Annotated in this window: 15 protein-coding genes and 1 pseudogene; 7 read left to right on the forward strand and 9 right to left on the reverse strand. The window is 58.7% G+C overall.

The window, feature by feature from the left end; all coding sequences use genetic code 11:
* Window positions 1–37 precede the first annotated feature (37 nt).
* From FHT97_RS20100 to FHT97_RS20110, 3 genes are all read right to left on the reverse strand, one after another.
* Entirely contained in the window at window positions 38–694 is a 657-nt protein-coding gene (locus tag FHT97_RS20100) for a response regulator transcription factor (protein ID WP_183864023.1), read from the reverse strand.
* Window positions 687–2249: an ATP-binding protein gene (locus FHT97_RS20105; RefSeq protein ID WP_246712697.1), complete on the reverse strand. Its 1563-nt coding sequence runs from the start codon at window positions 2247–2249 to the stop codon at window positions 687–689. Before FHT97_RS20105 ends, FHT97_RS20100 begins: the two co-directional genes overlap by 8 nt.
* A 784-nt stretch (window positions 2250–3033) precedes the next feature.
* Entirely contained in the window at window positions 3034–5331 is a 2298-nt protein-coding gene (locus tag FHT97_RS20110) for an FdhF/YdeP family oxidoreductase (RefSeq protein WP_183864024.1), read from the reverse strand.
* 612 nt (window positions 5332–5943) lie between these two features.
* Between FHT97_RS20110 and FHT97_RS30920 the strand changes: the two are divergent.
* A pseudogene (locus FHT97_RS30920) lies at window positions 5944–6163 on the forward strand (AraC family transcriptional regulator); the annotation flags it as partial.
* Window positions 6164–6411: 248 nt separating this feature from the next.
* Window positions 6412–6984 (forward strand): AraC family transcriptional regulator, encoded by a 573-nt coding sequence (locus tag FHT97_RS20115; protein ID WP_183864025.1) that lies wholly within the window; start codon window positions 6412–6414, stop codon window positions 6982–6984.
* A 42-nt stretch (window positions 6985–7026) separates the two neighbouring features.
* Here the strand turns inward: FHT97_RS20115 and FHT97_RS20120 are convergent, their stop codons facing one another.
* From FHT97_RS20120 to FHT97_RS20140, 5 genes are all read right to left on the reverse strand, one after another.
* Entirely contained in the window at window positions 7027–7302 is a 276-nt protein-coding gene (locus FHT97_RS20120) for a hypothetical protein (RefSeq protein WP_183864026.1), read from the reverse strand.
* 222 nt (window positions 7303–7524) lie between these two features.
* Window positions 7525–8346 carry an alpha/beta hydrolase gene (locus FHT97_RS20125; protein WP_183864027.1) on the reverse strand — a complete coding sequence of 274 codons (822 nt, stop codon included), beginning with the start codon at window positions 8344–8346 and terminating at the stop codon, window positions 7525–7527.
* Window positions 8347–8361: 15 nt separating this feature from the next.
* A complete protein-coding gene (locus FHT97_RS20130; protein ID WP_183757832.1) occupies window positions 8362–9849 on the reverse strand; it encodes an NAD-dependent succinate-semialdehyde dehydrogenase in 1488 nt (495 codons plus the stop codon).
* Window positions 9850–9866: 17 nt separating this feature from the next.
* Complete coding sequence (locus FHT97_RS20135; RefSeq protein WP_183864028.1) at window positions 9867–11093, reverse strand: iron-containing alcohol dehydrogenase; 1227 nt, start codon at window positions 11091–11093, stop codon at window positions 9867–9869.
* Window positions 11090–12124 carry an Ldh family oxidoreductase gene (locus tag FHT97_RS20140; protein ID WP_183864029.1) on the reverse strand — a complete coding sequence of 345 codons (1035 nt, stop codon included), beginning with the start codon at window positions 12122–12124 and terminating at the stop codon, window positions 11090–11092. Before FHT97_RS20140 ends, FHT97_RS20135 begins: the two co-directional genes overlap by 4 nt.
* A 111-nt stretch (window positions 12125–12235) precedes the next feature.
* Here FHT97_RS20140 and FHT97_RS20145 point away from each other — a divergent pair, with 111 nt between their 5' ends.
* The 5 genes from FHT97_RS20145 (at window position 12236) to FHT97_RS20165 (ending at window position 17180) form a co-directional block, all read left to right on the forward strand.
* Window positions 12236–12916 carry a GntR family transcriptional regulator gene (locus tag FHT97_RS20145; RefSeq protein ID WP_183757838.1) on the forward strand — a complete coding sequence of 227 codons (681 nt, stop codon included), beginning with the start codon at window positions 12236–12238 and terminating at the stop codon, window positions 12914–12916.
* Between the two features lie 28 nt (window positions 12917–12944).
* The gene (locus FHT97_RS20150) at window positions 12945–14504 is read left to right on the forward strand and encodes a sugar ABC transporter ATP-binding protein (protein WP_183864104.1); all 1560 of its coding nucleotides are present in this window, start codon (window positions 12945–12947) and stop codon (window positions 14502–14504) included.
* The gene (locus tag FHT97_RS20155; protein ID WP_183757841.1) at window positions 14501–15493 is read left to right on the forward strand and encodes an ABC transporter permease; all 993 of its coding nucleotides are present in this window, start codon (window positions 14501–14503) and stop codon (window positions 15491–15493) included. The genes FHT97_RS20150 and FHT97_RS20155 overlap by 4 nt, the downstream gene beginning before the upstream one ends.
* Window positions 15494–15550: 57 nt before the next feature.
* Window positions 15551–16501 (forward strand): substrate-binding domain-containing protein, encoded by a 951-nt coding sequence (locus tag FHT97_RS20160; protein WP_183864030.1) that lies wholly within the window; start codon window positions 15551–15553, stop codon window positions 16499–16501.
* A 61-nt stretch (window positions 16502–16562) separates the two neighbouring features.
* On the forward strand, window positions 16563–17180 hold the full coding sequence (locus FHT97_RS20165; protein ID WP_183864031.1) for a DJ-1/PfpI family protein: 618 nt from the start codon (window positions 16563–16565) through the stop codon (window positions 17178–17180).
* 307 nt (window positions 17181–17487) lie between these two features.
* On the opposite strand, the gene FHT97_RS20170 is transcribed toward FHT97_RS20165, so the two are convergent.
* Entirely contained in the window at window positions 17488–17940 is a 453-nt protein-coding gene (locus tag FHT97_RS20170) for a hypothetical protein (protein ID WP_246712698.1), read from the reverse strand.
* Window positions 17941–18428: the final 488 nt, after the last annotated feature.

Consider the following 18428-nt stretch of genomic DNA (forward strand, 5'->3'; position numbering starts at 1 on the left):
CTTGTTATGCCTTCATGCCCAACTCAAAGATATCATACTAAGATACAGGTGGTCGTACGCCTTCGCCCAGCATTTCGGTCTTCCTTACAAGCTCGGCCACCGAGCGAACTTCCATTTTCCGCATGACATTGCCGCGATGCAGTTTGACAGTGACCTCGCTGATCCCGAGTTCGTAGGCGATTTGCTTGTTCATCAGCCCCTTGACCACCGCGTCCATGACCTCGCGCTCACGTGGAGTCAGATTTCCGGCAAGCGATGCGACGGCCTTACTCTGCGCACTCTGGCGTCGGCGCGCGGTATCGTGCTCCATCGCCGTCGCGACGGCATCGAGAATGTCCTGATCCTTGAAGGGTTTGGTCAAGAAGTCGACAGCGCCAGCCTTCATCGCCCGCACGCTCATCGGAATGTCGCCGAAGCCGGTCATGAAGATGATGGGCATCTGGCTGCCGATGCGTTCGAGTTGTGTCTGGAAATCCAGTCCACTCACACCAGGCAGGCGGACATCGAGAAGAATACAGCCCGGACGATTGAAGTTCGCCGTTTCCATGAAGGACGCCGCGCTCTCGAATGCCTCGGCGTCAAATTTCATCGAACGGAACAGGTCTGTCAGCGCTTCCCGCATGGAGAGATCGTCGTCGACGATGAAGACGACAGGCCCGGCTGGTTGCTTCTGCGATTTGCGTAGGTCAGGCATGTTCCAACTCCGGCTTTATCGGCAAGCGCATCTCGAATATCGCGCCGCCTTCGGGGTGATTGGTTCCGTCGAGCTTTCCGCCACGGGCCTCCAAGGTACTGCGGCAGATAGACAGTCCCATGCCCATGCCGGTTGCCTTCGTCGTAAAGAACGGTGAAAACAGCTTGTCCTTCGCATCTTGGGTGATCCCGGGTCCGGAGTCACGCAACGCGATGCACACGTGCTCGATGTCAGGTCGCTCAATCGCTATCTTGATAATCCGCTCTGGGCAGCCGGCCTCATCCATTGCCTGAACGGCGTTGGTGATCAGGTTAATCAGGACCTGCTGCAATTCGATCTTCACGGCAAGGACCGACGGAACGCCTGGCTTTTGATCGACAAGCACCGTCGTGCCGCTCCGCTGAAGCTCGTGCTCCATCAGAGCCATGGTCTCATCGACCAGGCTGCCGAGGTTGAGGGTTTCGAGCTTATTGCTCGCTGGAGAAAGCAGACCGCGCGTGTTTTGTATGATCTCGCTCGCCCGCTGGCTGTCGCGGATCATTCGCTCGGCCGAACGGCGTACGGCTACAAGATCTGGTGGATCTCGATCTAGCCACCGCAAGAGCGTCTGCGCGTTGACCACGATCGCACCGAGCGGCTGGTTGAGCTCGTGCGCAAGCGATGCGGACATCGCGCCAACCGTTGCTGCCTTCGATGCCTTCGTCAATTCCGCCTGCGCTTCCGCCAGGGCCTTCAAAGCCACTTCGCGCTGGGTTACGTCGACCATACTGACAACGACCCGGTTGAAGGCGGCCGGGTCTTCCGGGAAGCTGATGCTTAGTAATACGAGCTTCGTCTCTCCATTGTCGGCGAGTACTTCGACCTTGTCCTCGAACACCCGTTCACCGTCCATGATCGCCTGAAACACGTCAAGGAGCTTCTCCTGCCCCGGCAGGATGAACCGGCGGGGGCTTCTGACCGAGGCAGATCCCAGCATCTCGCGCGCTGCTTCGTTCGCCGCGACCACTTTTATAAGACCCACACAATGATCGAGGACGGACGGGTTCGCGCGCGCATACGCCTTGATGTCGGTAACCCCCTGTGCCCGGACATCGATCAGATAGCCACGCAGCTTCGAGTAGTCTCGCTCCCACAACGCAACACGGGTGCGGTCGAAGATCGACCGATATCTTGCCTCGCTCTCCTTCAGCGCGGAATTGATGGAAAGTAGCGCGAGGCGAGCCGTCTCCGACTTTAGGAGAAGCATGGTCGTGACGCATAGCGCAGCGAGTGCGACGGCCAGGCGTACGGTAGACTGAAGGTCGGCATCTTTCCCATGTGTCACAACGTAGGAAACAAGGGTGAGGGCGGCACAAACGGCTGCGATGACGAGCAGCCCCACCCGGGTACTCGCTTGCACCGCAAGCAACATAACGACCACATAAAGCACCGCAACGGCGCCCTCGATATCGGTGTACGTATCGACGTAGAAGACGGCGGCCGCAAGCGCGATCGCAATCAAGGCGAAGACCAGGTTCTGACCCGATCCCTCCACATCGCGAACGCGGAATATCATTGACGGTACAGGCATCCTTCCCCCAGTCTTTTCTGCCAAGACCTTACCCGCTTTCTGGTCCCATCTAACCTATACATAGGTGTAAACCGGACTGGTGGTTGTTCGATGTATCCGCGCCTTGCAGCGACGCCAGTTCTGGTCGTGCATGATAGCATTTCTTTCAATCCAGTAGCTGCCTCTCGACAGGCTTTTCCGGTCAGGCAAATGATGCAGCAATGGCGTCTCGGCCGGTGCCTTGCAGGCAGAGTCCGGGTGCAAATTACTTTACTGCTTCTAAGGATTCCACCAGCCCCAGACCGGTGCTTCACTGCTCGTTTCGGTCGGCGGAGATTCTTGCTCGTAGAGGCAGGGGCGTCTCCACCAGCCACGTGGCCATCGCTGTGGAGCAGCTCGCAATCGCCACGTACCATAAAGACCGAACCGCCGGTCAAGCTGTCAAGTGGGAGCCACACAAAATTGTAGATCTCATGCATACCGGTGGCAAACACGAGTATGTCACCAAGCCGATATAGCCGCCTACCATCGTGGCACCGACCAGAAAGGCGAAGAACCTGACGTTCATTGCCTTGTGTTCGCTGGACTTTGCAAAGTTTGCAATGGACTCCTGGTGCATGACGAGATCCTAGCACCTTGCCCAGATCGGACCACGTAAGTGTACGTGGATGAGCCAAAAGTTTGGGTCCATGGAAACAGTGGCCTGGCACCCACAAAGCCACTGCTCCAATGAAATGCGGCTCGAAATAGACGCGTCGCGGGCACAATTTTCCGGAAGTCGATCCGCTGGTTAGCCGTCGCTGGTCGCGGTGACCGTCACTGGAACGCCCTTATAAGACGGCGTGCCCGAGATACGGTCATAGTGGCTCAGAGAGACGACCGCGTTCATCTCGGGGTAGTAGCCGGCAACCGATCCTCTTGGGATATTGTATTCGACCGCCGTGAAGCCACGCACGCGATGCGTGGCCTCGCCAGTTCCCACGAGGCCACGAATGTCGATCCGGTCGCCGTCCTTGAGGCCGCGGCCGGCCAGATCGTCCTTGTTCATGAAAATCACATCGCGGCGGCCAAAGACGCCGCGATAACGATCATCGAGACCGTAGACAGTCGTGTTGTACTGGTCGTGGCTGCGGATCGTCGTGAGGACCAGAGCATCGGGGTTCTTGATCAGCGGATCCTCATCGAGGCCCGGAGCAACAAGGAAATTTGCCTTGCCGGTTTTGGTGTTCCACCGACGGAAGGAGGCGGCGACATCAAGGCGAAAACCGCCATGCACACGCACACGCTTGTTGAACTCGTGGAAGTCGGGGAACACCACTTCGATCTTCTCGCGGATACGGTCATAGTCCGCAATCATGCCGTCCCAGTCGATGCCATAACGATTGCCAAGCGTCGCCTTCGCAATATTGGCGATGATTGCAGGCTCGGACTTCAGCGCTTCACTCGGAGGCTTCAAGAAACCGCGCGAGGCGTGAACCATGGACATGGAGTCTTCCACGGTGACAGCCTGTGGGCCCGAGGCTTGCGTGTCGAGGTCCGTACGTCCAAGACATGGCAGGATCAGCGAAGTCTTGGCTGTTAGAAGATGCGACCGGTTCAGCTTGGTGGCGATGTGGACGGCTAGATCGAGCTTGCGCATGCCCTCGAAAGTGGCCTCCGGGTCGGACATCGCGACGGCAAGATTGCCGCCGAGGCAGAGAAGCGCCTTGGATTCACCCGCGATGATGGCCTCCACAGCCTCGATCGCATTGTGTCCCTTCTCCGCGGGCGGACGAAAGCCGAACGCTCGTTCCATGCCGTCGATGAGCGCTTTGTTGGGGCTTTCGGTGATCCCGACGGTGCGGTCGCCCTGAACGTTTGAATGGCCGCGGATCGGAGCGATACCGGCGCCTTGCCGGCCGATATTGCCGCGTAGCATCAACAGGTTGGCGATCTGCTGTACGTTGCCGGTGCCATTGGCGTGCTGGGTGATGCCCATGCCGAAGCAGACAATCACGTTTTTTGCCTTCGCGTAAACCTCGGCCGCACTCTCGATGGCGTCCTTCGTCAGCCCGCTGATCGCGACGATCTGATCCCAGCTCGTGTTCTCAACATCCGCGCGCAGGGCATCGAAGCCGGCGGTATGTTCCTCGATGAACGTCCGATCAAGCACCCCGGAGCCGCCCGTCGCGATGTCGGCCACATCGCGTTCGAACAGGGCCTTCATCAGGCCCTTGAGCGCTGCCAGGTCTCCGCCAGTACGGACCTGGTGATAGGCTGACGCGATCGGTGTCGATGAGAGGGTCATCATCTCGATCGGGTCTTGGGGCGCGGCAAAGCGTTCTAGCGCGCGCTCCTTCAGAGGATTGAAGACGACGATTGGAACACGACGGCGCGAAGCCTCGTGCAGCGTCGTCATCATGCGCGGATGGTTTGTCCCGGGATTGTGGCCGAAGCTGAAGATCGCATCGGCGTAATCGAAATCCTGCAGGGTCACTGTGCCCTTGCCAACTCCGATCGACATCGGAAGCCCGACGCTCGTCGCCTCGTGGCACATATTGGAACAGTCTGGAAAGTTGTTGGTCCCGTAGGCGCGCACGAAGAGCTGGTAGAGAAATGCTGCTTCGTTGGAAGCACGACCCGATGTGTAGAATTCCGCTTGGTTTGGATTGTTTAGCTTGTTTAGTTCTGCGCCGATGAGTTTGAAGGCAGCCTCCCACTCGATCGGCTCGTAGCGATCGGTCTCGCTGTTGTAATGCAGCGGCGTTGTCAGCCGCCCCGCGTCTTCCAGCTCATGGTCGCTCCAGTTCCAAAAATCGGAAACGGTGTTTTTCTCGAAGAGTTCCGGTCCAGACCGTTTGGCTGTCGATTCCCAGGTTATCGCCTTGGCGCCGTTTTCGCAGAACTCGAATGACGACGTGTGTTTGGGATCCGGCCATGCGCAGCCAGGGCAATCGAAGCCTTCCGGTTGATTGGCCCTCAGTAGCGTCATGGTGCCTTGGGCCACAACCCGCTGGTGAGCCAGCGTTTTGGCGACAGCCTTGAGCGCGCCCCAGCCGCCGGCCGGTTGCTCGTATTGTTCGATACCTTCTGGACGCTGATCCTTCATGTCGAATCTCCTTGAAATCCGGGGCTGCTTCGGCGCCGCAGGCGCATCAGTCGAGAGAGACTATCACAGGTGTGCATCCGGCCCATTATACTGAGGAATAGGGCGTCGCGGACTGTTCCCGTAGGTGTTGGCCTTAAGCCAATCTCGCCCAGCGCCGGATATTGGTTCGGACGGTGCTTGATGAATAGGGCGGCCGCCGAATCATATGCTGGCACGTTCAATGGTGGCAGCGAACCATATCCGCTTCCGCTTATGAAGCCCGACACGGCTTCAGAAAAAGAAGGCCGTCTCCGGGCGGATGGAGACGGCCTTGGCGGATCTTGGGAGGATCCGCGGCTTCGGCGGAGGGGGAGGGAACACCGAAGCCGGTAGCTGGGAGGGCGCTACCCGCCTCATGAGGGGTGAGGCGATGGAGTCGAAGGTAGACCCGTCCAGCCGATCACGTAACTAAACTTAGGTATTGGCTGGATTAGACCAGCAGTCGATTGGAGCTGCCACCGGCACTTTCATTCTCCACGCCGATGGGCCGATCAGAGAGAATGAAAGGTCTGATGGCGGCGCTGGCCGCATCGCTGACACCTTTAGCTGCACTCTGACGGATGAGGTCGATGCGCGAGCATCAAGGATGACATACGCCGCGATCTTGCAATCGAGATGCTGCTGAGCACCGTCGAAGGCGACGGGCGAAATCGCAGCCCAGCTTGGCTATTCGGAGCCTAGCTCCTTCTTCCGGGCATTTCGCAAATCGACGTCGAAGAGCCCCGAAGCATCACCCAGCGAGAGCCACGGTAGTTCGGGAAGCCAAAAGCACCAGGGACCTTTGTATAAATGATCCCGTTTATGGAGAAGCGAGCATGCTGTTTCGCAGTGCCATTTGGCTCTGGCTCCCTACTCCGCACTGAGCAAGCGCATCGGATTTCTCGCTCCATCAATGGGCGCGCCTATATGCCTACCCGACAATCTATACCGAGGCGTAGCGGTTCCATACCAACGTCTAGGGAAATACACTGGCCGTACAATTCATTGCTCGCATCCTGCGTCTCACTATGGGGCCAGCCGAACTCTCCAAGGAGATCATGGATGCCTGGCGCTACGCCTCTTACCCGACCTACACCGTCTTCTCTTGACCTCTCCGATGTCAGCCACGAGACCTTGCGCGAGGTCTCGCGCTTGCTGTTCCATGCCACAAGTTACGTCGACCGGGACGAGGCCATCACCATCAACCTCGTCAAGGCAGCGTCGACCCTGCTGCGGCCTTTGAAAGCCAGCGGCGTCGAAAGCAAACAAGGCTCAACGCGGGGCCTCGCCCCTTGGCAGATCAACCGTTTGAAGAGCTTCGTTGATGAGCGGATATCCCGCCCAATCTCACTTGAGGACCTCGCGCGTCTAGTTCGGTTGAGTAAGAGCTACTTTGCCGCGGTGTTCAAGGTTAGCTTCGGTTTGACGCCCCACAACTACATCGTTTCGCGACGGGTCGAGCATGCCAAGCATAGGATGCTGACAAGCAACGCCTCCCTCTGCGAAATTGCATTGGATTGCGGCTTGGCCGATCAATCCCATCTTTCGCGAGCCTTCCGTCGCGCGACTGGAACCACGCCAAGCGCATGGCGGCGACATGCGGCAGCAGTTGATGTCCCGCGCTACAATAGCTGAGGACCACCACGGCGATCTCGCGCAAGCTGGAGGATTAGATGCTCATGCCGACTCTTTGGCCGCTTCGCCATCGTTACTCCAAAGGGCGCTGTCGAGACGGTTCATGGCTAGCCGATGCTCGGCCATATTGGTCCGTTTACAGCGTGGCAGATAACGATCCGCGCGAAGGATAATCTCGATGTCGATCTGACTAGCGTGGATCGCCTCAGCATGTTTTTGTTCACGGACGTCTGTTTGAAACCCATCCGAAACGATCGGAACAGGCTGCCTCGAGCAGCCCGCCTTCTGGGTCAGCATCTTGAGCGATGTGGCCGTCACTTGTTGCCATTCCAAGAATTGCCCGCGCGGAGACGGTCTTTCGAACCTTGATGTAACGCGCGCTTGAGCTTAGCATTGCCGTTTTGTTTTTACGCGTCACCAATCCCCGGACTTTGCAATGCGGCACTTTCTGGCAGCAAACAAAAGTACTCCACCCTCATGTAGGCCCCGTCTGCGCTGCCGGCAACATATGCAATTTGGGCCAACAGAACTATCCGACGATCAAGCTCCAGAATTTATGAAGCTGATCAGAAGATCTCCCGTTTCGGATCCCGCTACTCCCAGGTCGCGAACAGAGTTCATATGGTTGCGACCCGTTATCTTGTTACGCGTTGCCGAAAGGCCTTGGGCTGCAACGTGGTTGATGAAAGCATCCGATTGGTCATGAAAGGGACGTGTTTCGTCCTGGCCGACAGCCACTAAAACTCGGCAATCTGCTCGATGCCGTCGAAAAAGTGGTGTGAAGCGAGACACCTCGTCCTCGGTCAGCGCTATCTCTCTCTGCAAGAAGGATTGTTGGAGCGGTGCAAGATCATAAAGGCCGCCGAGCAGGAAAGCGCCCTGAACTCTGGATGCTTTTTCGCTCTCCTCGAACGTGAACGTCGCGAGATGCGCTCCCGCAGAGTGTCCGCTCACAGAAAGACGCAAGGGATCGCCGCCATAACTTGCAATATGCTGGACGACCCATTCCTTGGCGCGGACGACTTGGTCGACAAGAACCTCCATGCGCTGCCCCGGCATGAGGGAATAATCAACAATCACGGCGATAGCACCCGCCAAAGTGATGGTGTTGGCGATGCAAGAGTAATCCCGCTTGGAGAACATCCGCCAGTACCCGCCGTGGACAAACAGGTGGACAGGAAGGTTCTGACGGGGACCCGCAGGAAAGAACATGTCCACCGTCTCATCTGGTCCGTCGCCATATGCGACGTCCAGTATCATTGGCAAGGTTTCGCGCGTCCTCGCACTCGCCGCGACGATCTCACCAACAATGGCATCGAAATCCGCGACATGGTCGCGGATCCGGAATGGGTCGGTTTCCATAAGAGCAACTCCGCTTCAGAAACTCGTAGCGATATATTTGGCTTCCATGAACTCGGCAATGCCATGGTGCTGTCCGCCCTCGCGCCCCAACCCGCTCTGCTTTACGCCGCCAAACGGCGCTGCCGGATCGGAGACCAAACCTCGATTGAGGGCGATCATACCTGCTTCGATGGCGGAAGAAACGCGTAGGCCGCGTGCAAGGTCACGGGTGTACACATAGGCTGCAAGACCATATTCCGTATCGTTGGCACACGCTATGGCTTCTTCCTCGTCATGGAAACGGTAGAGCGGTGCAACGGGACCGAAAATCTCCTCTGACATCATCTCCGAGTTTACCGGGACGTCGGCAAGGACAGTCGGCGGGTAGAAGAAACCAGACCCGGACGGCGCCTCACCGCCGCATAGAACGCGCGCGCCCTTGCCTTTTGAATCGTCAACCAGGCGGCTGATTTTTTCGACCGCCTTGCGAGTGATCATCGGGCCGCAGTCGGTCTCGGCGTTGATGCCCGGACCGACCTTTAAGGCGGCCATACGCTTGGCCAATCCTTCGGCAAATGCGTCGTATATGCCGGATTGCACGTAGAAGCGGTTTGCTGCCGTACATGCCTCGCCCGCATTGCGCATCTTGGCGATCATTGCCCCGTCGAGCGCGGCACCGAGATCGGCATCATCGAAGACTACGAAGGGCGCATTGCCGCCGAGTTCCATTGAGCACGAGATGACATGCTTCGCTGCCGCTGCAAGCAGTTGTTTACCAACGCCTGTCGATCCCGTGAAGGAAAGCTTCCGTACACGCGGATCTGCCAAAACATGTGCCGTCACAGGCCCGGGATTGGTGGTTGTCAGAACGTTGACGACGCCCTTCGGCACGCCAGCCTCTTCGTAGATTGCCGCAAGTGCGTAGGCCGTGAGTGGCGTTTCGCTGGCAGGCTTGAGGATGACCGTACACCCTGCCGCAAGGGCAGGGGCGATCTTGCGGGTTGCCATCGCTGCGGGGAAGTTCCAAGGCGTGATCATCAGGCAGATCCCGATGGGCTGATAATCCACGATGATGCGGTTCGTGCCTGATGGGGCGATGCCGAACTCTCCTGTGATGCGTACTGCCTCTTCGGCGTTCCAGCGGAAGAACTCGGCAGCGTAGGCGACTTCGCCGCGCGCGTCACGCAACGCCTTACCGTTCTCCAACGAGATCAAGGTCGCCAGCATCTCCGAGCGTTCGACCATCAGTTCGAAGCAGCGACGCAAAATCTCGGATCGCTTGCGGGGCGGAGTGGCACGCCATGCACGCGCGGACGCCGCTGCGGCATCGACGCATGCCTGGGCATCTTCGATTGTCGCATCAGGCACAGCTGCGAGAATGACACCAGTCGACGGATCGACGACGTCGATTTGCCGACCGGACTGCGACGGCCGCCATGACCCGTCGATATATAGCCCGCGTGCAGCGGCGTCGATGTCCGGCGTTTCGCACTCGGTTGCATGGATCTGCTGGGCAATGGTCATGAGTTTTCCCTCGATGTTCAGATTGCGGAGGCTTCGAGATCGCCGTCGTAAGCTGCTCTTACAAGACGCTTCATTGCATCGAGATCGAACGGCCGTGGATTGTTCTTGATGAGCCTGTCGATGCCGAAGGCCTGTTCTGCCGTCCAATCGAGCTTGTCGGCTGCCAGCCCGAGATCGGCAAGGGTGGGGGTGATACCGATCGCTGCGAACAGCCTGCGAATTTCCTCGATCGCGGCGACGGCAAGCTGTTTTGGATCGGCACCCTCACGATCAAGCCCAAGCGCTTCAGCGATATCGGCCATTTCGGAGGTGGAAACCGACCTGTTGTAGTTCATCACGTACGGCATCATGGTTGCAACACCGAGGCCGTGCGCGGTGTGGGTCAGCGCTCCGGCTGGGTATTGGACGGCGTGAGCCGCTGCGGTCCCTGCTGTCCCGAAGGCACAACCCGCTGCCAACGCTCCCATCATGACATCGGCTCGGGCCTCTTCATCAGAGCCATCCTTGCAAGCCTTTTCGAGACTGCGCCCCAGAAGCTTGATTGCCAACAGTGCAAAATGATCGGTGAGGGCGCTCTTTCCGATAAAGACGTGTTCTTGCGCCAAAGCGGGATCGGTGCCTCTGCGAGCCGCGGTGAAAGCCTCGATAGCGTGGGTCAGGGCGTCGGCTCCGGCGATTGCGGTCAGTCCGGGAGGGCAGGTCATCGTCAGTTCCGGATCGCAGATCGCCACGGCCGCGATTAGATATGGGCTGGATATGCCGACCTTCAGCGTGCGGTCGGTGTCGGAAATGACCGCAACGGGTGTGACCTCTGATCCCGTTCCTGCCGTTGTTGGCACGGCAATGACGGGGATAGTGGGACCTGGGACCTTGTACTCGCCGTAGTAATCCTTCAACGCTCCGCCGTGGGTGAGCAGCAGGGCCGCACACTTTGCCATATCAAGGCAACTTCCTCCGCCGATCCCGATCACCAGATCGGGATCAAAGCTGCTTGCGTCCTCGACGCATGTCGAGACAGTAGCTGCGGGGACGTCAGGCTGGACACCATCATGAATCAGCACTGCAATGTTCGCAGCCTCCAGCGACTTGACGATCTCGCCGAAGACGGGCGTGCCAGCAAACCGTTTGTCCGTGCAGATGAGGGCGCGTTGACCTAGTTTAGTCGCAACCGAGGGGAGAGCATGGCGCTGCCCCTTGCCGAAAAGAATTTCGCGGGGAAGCCGGATGGCGGCGAAAAGGGTCATTGTCGATGTCCTCTGGCAAGTGGTTTGTTCGAGTAGGAAAGTGCGTTGAGCTCGTCCCACAGTTTGGGGCTGATCTCGATTCCGTCCTTGTGCGCCTGTTCACACCGCGACGATGCGCCGTCGCCGGGAACTGTGACGGGGCGCAAAGGATCAGCGGGGATGGAAGTTCGGATTCGCTCGAGATAGTCACTGAAGCGCCGGACCAGGGCTGGCTCTGCAGCAACGTCAATGACGATCAGCACATCTCCCTTGTTGCAGATATTGTCGGCGTCGAGCGTGCCGCGCACGTCGGGAGCCAGCGCCGAACCAGCGATCGAGGCGACGAGGAGCTCGAGCGCTATCCCGAGAGCGTACCCCTTTGCATCGCCGAAAGGCGCGATCGAACCCCTTGTGGCAGCTGCGGCATCCGTGGTCGGCTTTCCGTTGCTGTCGCGAGCCCAACCTTGCGGAATGGCGACGCCGTTGGCAGCATGATGGTGGATCTTGCCCATTGAAACGAGACCGGTTGCCAGATCGACAATGAGCGGCCTTCCGGCCGTGGGAACAGCGATCGCGAGCGGGTTGGTTCCGAGGAGCGCGCGCGTCCCTCCATAGGGGTGAACAAGCGCTTCGCTCGAGGACATGGCAATGCCGATTTGGCCGCGATCGGCCACGCATTCGACGTAGTGCGCAAGCATGCCAAGATGGTTGGAGTTGCGGATGCCAGCAACTGCAATGCCAGTTGCACGAGCCTTGTCAGCGATCCGCTCGAGCGCGGCATGGGCGACGACCGGTCCCAGTCCTTTCTGGCCATCAACCTCAAGGAAAGAGGACGAGCGCCAGTTTTGCATTCCCGCAGCCGATGTATCGATAAGGTCGCGCTCAATGCGGGACAAGATACGCGGTAGCCGCTGCAGGCCATGGGAGGGATGGCCTTTCAGCTCCCCTTCCACCAGCACGCGTGCCTGCATTGCAGCGTGGGCCGCAGGTGTTCCGCGGTCCGCAAGGAGGCGTGTTGCTAACGCCATGGCGCCGTCTTTATCTACCCTCACAACATCTCCGATATAAAATCCTATAGGATATGGGATTGCATATCGCGGAGCATCGTGTTAGCGATGGTTTGTGTCAAGAGGCAAAAAATAATGCAGGACCGGAATATAACGATGTTGAACGAAGCGCCCGACCCAAGTGGATTCATTCAGCGGAGCAACAGCCTCGCAGGCAGTGTCTATGACGCGATCTTCGCCCAGTTGATGTCCTTGAAGATTGCCCCAGGCGCAAGGATCACCGTCGATAACCTCGTCCGTGAACTCAACGTATCGCAAACCCCTATCCGCGAGGCGCTCGGTCGCCTTGAGGGAGAAGGGCTTGTGGTGAAGACCCATCTCATCGGATACAGCGCAGCGCCTCAGATCGCTCGCAGGCGTTTTGATGAACTCTATCAGCTCCGTCTGCTGCTTGAGCCTGCGAGCGCAGCCAAGGCTGCATCTGTCATGGATGAGCACAAGCTCTCCGCACTTAAAGAGGCCGCAGGTGTGATGGGCCGCCGGGACGGCGGCGACGAACGACTGCGCTATTCGACCTTCGCTCGCCAGGACGCGCTCTTCCACGACAAGATTCTCGAAATCGCTGGAAACGAGCTCATTCGCGAGACGCTGAACCATCAACACACGCACTTTCACATTTTCCGATTGATGTTTCACTCTCGGGTCACCGAGGAGGCTCTAGATGAACATGAGGCTCTGATCACCGCGTTCGCTGCGGGCGATGCTTCCGCAGCCGAAGCGGCAATGCGTGTCCATCTCGAGCACTCACGTGACCGACTGCTCCCCGCGTTCGATTAAGAGGCCGCCGATGTCGAGCGTTGTGAGCATGGAACGAAACGGAGGGGCCTCGGCGACTGAGACCCACAGCGTTGCGCGCGCTCCCGTTCTGCGCGCCGAGGGTGTCTCCAAGCAGTACGGACCAGTTACGGTTCTATCTGATGTCTCCCTCGAAATCTTCCCGGGTGAGATCCACGCGGTCATCGGCGAAAACGGTGCTGGCAAGTCGACCTTCATGCGCCTCTTGTCGGGCTACGCCGAACCGAGCACCGGGTCGCTTTCCATGAGCGATGGTGCGGTCCGGTTCTCTAGGCCGGAGCAGGCTCAACAGGCAGGTATCGTTCTTGTCCACCAGGAGATCCTGCTCGCTGACGCGCTTACCGTTGCAGAAAACCTGTTCCTCGGTCGTGAGCGGATGCGAAACGGCGTGGTCGACGACAAGGCCATGCGTCGTATCGCCAGGGAGAAGCTCTCCGAACTCGGCTGTGATGCGTCACCCAACGCGCTGGTGCGCAACATATCGCTCGCTGATCGCCAGCTCGTTCAAATCGCCCGCGCGCTTCTCGACGATTACAAGCTTGCGATCTTCGACGAGCCGACTGCAGTCCTCACCGAGGAAGAGGTCGAGCGTCTGCTTTCGATCATCATGCGACTGAAAGAACAAGGCACCGCAATTCTATACATCAGCCACCGGCTCGATGAGGTGCAACGCCTGGCCGACAAGGTAACGGTGCTACGTGACGGCAAGATGGTTGGCAGCTATCCCGGCCACACCCTAAGCCAGATGGACATGGCTCGCCTGATGGTCGGCCGCGATCTCGCCGCGCTCTATCCGCCCAAGCGGGTAAAGGCGTCAAGCGGCGTGGAACTGACTGTTCGAGACCTCTCGGTGCCAGGTTTCGTCAAGGGCGTGTCCTTCCAGGTGCGCAAGTCCGAGATACTGGGTTTTGCCGGGATGATCGGTGCCGGTAGGACGGAACTGTTCGAAGGCATCATGGGATTGCGCCCGGCAAAAGGTGTGGTTGAGTTGCTGGGCAAGCCCATCGACATCCATTCGCCGCGGGCGGCACTCGATGCGGGCATCGGGTATTTGACCGAGGACCGAAAGGGAAAAGGTCTTCTTCTGCGGGAAGGATTGGCGCCTAACCTGACGTTATCGGCTCTCGGTCGCTTTCACCCCGGGCTCCTGATGCACCGTCGCCGCGAGCGGGCCGCGCTCGCTGACGCAATCGAGCAATACGATATTCGCCTCAAGAGTACGAGGGTCCAGGCGGGCCAGCTCTCAGGCGGCAACCAGCAGAAGCTGCTGCTCGCCAAGGTACTGCTGACCGCACCGTCGATCGTCGTGATCGATGAGCCAACGCGCGGCATCGACATCGCCAACAAGGCGCAGATCTACGCCTTCATTCAGCTGCTGGTCTCGCAGGGCAAGACCTGCATCGTCATCTCGTCGGAGATGCAGGAACTGATCGGCATCTGCGATCGGATCCTTGTGATGCGGGAAGGGCGCATCGCAGGAGAGGTCTCTGGCGAAGAGATGACAGAACACAATGTCGCGCTCTTGGCGACGAGCGATGCCGCTGAACGTGTTCAGGGAGGAACAAGATGACCGTATTAACAGGCTCCACTTCGGTTAGACCGGAGCGGGAATGGAATATCGGCTGGGCCGACGTCGGACCCTTTGTCGCTTTGGCCGTGCTGATGGTGATCGGCTTTGCGATCAATCCGGACTTTCTGTCCGCGACCAACCTCGGCAATGTCATCACGAGAAGCGCCTTCATCGCCATCATCGCCGTCGGCGCGACGTTCGTGATTTCCTCGGGTGGGCTCGATCTGTCCGTCGGATCAATGGCCGCGTTCATCACCGGAATCACCATCATGTTCATGAACCGGATGGCCCCGGAGTGGGGGGTGTCGGCAATCCCGGCTGGCATGGTCGTGGCTGTAGCCGTGGGACTGTTCTGCGGCCTCATGAATGGCCTGATCGTCACTGTCGGGAAGATCGAGCCGTTCATTGCCACGCTCGGCACGATGGGCATTTTCAGGGCGCTGATTACCTACATGTCGGACGGAGGCACGATCCCGATCGACCGGAGCCTACGCGACGCTTACCGTCCGGTGTATTTCGGGACGGTCGCAGGTATACCACTGCCTATCGTGATCTCGCTCGCAGTTGCCGCGATCGCATCCTTCATCCTCTACAAGATGAAGTACGGGCGCAAATGCGCAGCCGTCGGCGCCAACGAGGACGTCGCGCGCTACTCCGGCATCTCGATCATTAAGACCCGCACTATCGCCTACGCGATCCAGGGTGCCTGCGTTGCAATCGCCGCCATCTGCTACGTGCCGAGACTCGGAGCAGCCACTCCGACGACAGGTGTTCTTTGGGAACTGCAGGTCATCACCGCGGTGGTGATCGGCGGAACAGCGCTGCGGGGCGGCAAGGGACACATTTGGGGAACGGTCGCGGGCGCGGTCATTCTTGAACTCATCGCCAACCTGATGGTGCTTTCCGATTTCGTCTCGGAATACCTCGTAGCTGGTGTCCAGGGCGTCATCATTATTATCGCCATGCTCATTCAAAGGTTTTCGAAATAATCCGTGTCAGGACCACACGGGTTCACGGTCTTCGGTCCAAATTCTGGGAGGAATGGAATGTCTACTACGAAATGGATAGCGGCCGCGGCCGTGAGTACTTTGTTCATTGCAAGTCATGGATTTGCCGCCGACAAGAAGGTCGTCGCGGTTTCGATCCCCGCAGCCGATCACGGATGGACGGCAGGTATCGTTTATCACGCTCAGGCGGCAGCCAAGGAAATCAACGCTTCGTTTCCCAACGTCGAAGTCGTCGTCAAGACCTCGCCCTCGGCAACCGCACAGGTAAGCGCGCTTGAAGATCTCTCGGCAGGCCGCAAGCTCGATGCGCTGGTCATCCTGCCCTACACGTCCGAGGAACTGACCACGCCTGTGAAGGCCGTCAAGGATTCGGGGACGTTCATCACCGTCGTCGACAGGGGTCTTAACGACCCGTCCATCCAGGACCTTTATCTGGCGGGCGATAACATCGCCGTAGGCCGTAACACGGCGAAGTTCATGATCGACAAGCTCGGCGGCAAAGGCAATCTCGTCGTACTACGCGGCATTCCGACCGTGATTGACGATGAGCGTATCCAAGGATTTCAGGATGCCATCAAGGGCACCGATCTCAAGGTTCTGGACATCCAGTACGCGAACTGGAACAGCGATGAAGCCTTCAAACTCATGCAGGACTATCTTGCCAAGTACCCGAAGATCGATGCTGTATGGGCAAACGATGACGACATGCTGCTTGGCGTACTGGAGGCCGTCAAGGAGTCAGGTCGCAAGGACATCAAGCTGGCGCTCGGCGGTAACGGTATGAAGGACATCGTCAAAAAGGTCATCGACGGTGACGCAATGACCCCGGTCGAGACGCCTTACCCGCCTGCCATGATCAAGACTGCGATCTACATGACGGTCGCCAACCTCGTCGGCCAGGCGCCTGTGCGTGGAGCGGTCAAGCTGGATGCGCCGCTTATCACCCAGGAGAACGCCAAGGAATACTACTTCCCGGACTCTCCGTTCTGATTATCAACGTCACCGGGGCGGCCAGCGCCGCCCCATCGCATGACCTAAGAGGAGTAAAATCATGTCAGGCAAGAAGATACTGATGCTGACGGGCGAGTTCACCGAGGAGTACGAGATCTTCGTCTACCAGCAGGCGATGGAAGCGGTCGGCCATACGGTGCATGTGGTCTGCCCGGACAAGAAGGCAGGGGATCTGATCAAGACGTCGCTACACGACTTCGAGGGCGACCAGACCTACACCGAGAAGCTCGGCCATTTTTTCACGATCAACAAGACCTTCTCGGAAGCCGAGGCGCAAATTGATCAGTACCACGCGGTCTACGCGGCGGGCGGGCGCGGTCCTGAATACATCCGCACCGACAAGCGCGTCCAGGCGATGGTTCGCCATTTCCACGAGACCCGGAAGCCTATCTTCACGATCTGCCATGGGGTCCAGATCCTGATCGCCGTCGACGGGGTCGTGCGCGGCAAGCGGGTTGGTGCTCTTGGCGCTTGCGAGCCTGAAGTGACACTCGCCGGTGGCACCTACGTCGATCTGTCGCCGACGGAGGCACTCGTTGATGGAACTATGGTTTCGGCGAAGGGATGGACGGCACTTGCGGCGTTCATTCGCGAGTGCCTGAAGGTCCTTGGGACTGAAATTCATCATCGTGACGACGTGGCACAGGCTGCGGAATAACCGGCAAACTTTTGCTGACCTATAGATCTTAAGTTTAAGGCTGCCATGTTGGCGGCCTTCCAATCATGAGAAAGAAAAGCGACCTCATCTTTGGGGTCGGGTTCGATCGGATAGGAGAATTCACATGGAGGCACGCCCATGGGAACGCTGTCTGACCCTCTCACCACGGACTGATCATCAAGTTCAGTGGGGACGAAGTATTCATCGAGTTCGAAAGCGCCCTAAACACTGTCCAGTGCGTGATAGCGCTCGAGGCGAGAGGCCTCGAGCAGCGCCAGTTAACTCGTTTGAAGAGCTATTTCCATCGTCAGTCGGGCTGAACTGGCCGGATCGTTTCCACCGAAATCTCCCCCTCCAAGACGCCGCGCGAGACATCGGTGCGGTTTCTGTCGATCTCGATCACCGTGTAGAGCTTGTCGTCGCGAAATGCTCTCGCGTTGACCGTGGTAACGTCATCTGCGGGCGCGGCGTCAACCTCCATGAAGTCTAGTTCACGGCTCGCCGCGACGATCCGCGCATCCCCCGCCGTTCTTGCGGCGACAATCACTACGTCATGTCCTGGCGAATTGCCCCAACGCGGATCATCTGGCTCGGCGATCGGCTCCAGACGATAGATTCGAAGCGTCTCACCAGCATCCCCGGACGCCCCCGCCGCTGCAGCGTCGGCGATTTGAGCCTGGCTCTCCACTGAACGTCCAAATGTATTGGGATTGGTCGCATTGTTGACTTCGTCGGTACCAGTCTTCGAAACGTTCGACATTTTGTCCTCCATGGTCCGACAATAACGATGTGCGTAACCAACAGTTCCCGTGCCCTCTTTAGTCGTGCTGCGGCTCGGGATCGAAGCCTTGCAGCGTCAATCCTGCAGACAGGCGTCACGACCGGCGCCAGCATCGCGTCCGCGAGATTCGGCAACTCGCCACATGCCATGAAAGATCGCGGTTGTCGGCAAGGCGCTCAGGGAGGGCAACCAGCTGGCGCTCCCGCGCGTCTGGGCGGACGCCGGAGGTCGTCAAAGCTGTGGGAGCTGCTTGACCCTCGCCATGGCGACGCCTCTCGTCCATGCCGATAGGGTTGCCAACACGCCTCGAAAGCTTCTGAAACGGGCGCTTAAGCGGGCGACATTCTCTTACGAAGGTCGAGGGCGGAAGCTCTTAGTCGACGAAACGAACGTTACGTCGCTCAAAGCAAACACACCAGAGAGCCGGTGACCAAGGGGTGCGGACGCAACAAGGCCCATCACGGGGT

The organism is Rhizobium sp. BK399 (assembly GCF_014194695.1).
GTDB lineage: Bacteria > Pseudomonadota > Alphaproteobacteria > Rhizobiales > Rhizobiaceae > Rhizobium.